This is a genomic window from Xenorhabdus eapokensis, assembly GCF_001908105.1.
Map to the genome: position 1 here is coordinate 1 of NZ_MKGQ01000162.1, position 695 is coordinate 695.

Annotated in this window: 1 protein-coding gene; it reads right to left on the reverse strand. The window is 48.2% G+C overall.

Going from position 1 to position 695, the window contains the following annotated elements; genetic code table 11:
• On the reverse strand, window positions 1–658 hold a 658-nt coding region (locus Xedl_RS19945; protein WP_244149789.1), incomplete at its 3' end, for a reverse transcriptase domain-containing protein.
• Between the last annotated feature and the right edge of the window lie 37 nt (window positions 659–695).

A 695-nucleotide genomic window follows, 5' to 3' on the forward strand; every position in this document is an offset into this window, starting at 1 on the left:
TTTTCAGGCGAACGCTTTTGTGCCAAGTTACGCTGTACCCTAAGAACTTGCGTTCCCACGGTCTCGCAACCGCACTTTTCTTCTTGTTGATACTCAGTTTTAGTCCCCTTTCGAGGTAGTCACTGAGATCGTTAAGGAGATGTTCACCCGCTTTCCGACTCCTGACATAGATATTGCAGTCGTCTGCATAACGGCAGAAGAGATGTCCTCGCTTTTCTAACTCTTTGTCCAATTCATCCAACAATATGTTGGAGAGCAGCGGTGACAATGGACCACCTTGCGGCATGCCCTGCGTTCGCTTTATATGCTCTTTTCCATCCCTCATCGGTGCTTCTAGATATCTGCGGATCAGCTTCAATACGCATTTATCTTTGATTATCCGAGCCAGACTCGACATCAAAATGTCGTGATCGACCTTGTCGAAGAACTTCTCTAAGTCCATGTCTACAACCCATCTTTTCCCGCTGTTCATGTGCGCTTGTGCTTGTTGCACCGCTTGCCAGGCGTTACGGGATGGTCGAAAGCCATAGCTAGATCGAGAGAAAGTTGGCTCAACTAAGGGACTCAGTTTCTGCACGATGGCTTGTTGGATCAGTCTATCTACCACCGTTGGGATACCCAATGTTCTCACTCCACCGTCTGGTTTTGGGATGTCCATTTTACGTATCGCTCGGGGGAGATATTCTCCGGCCATT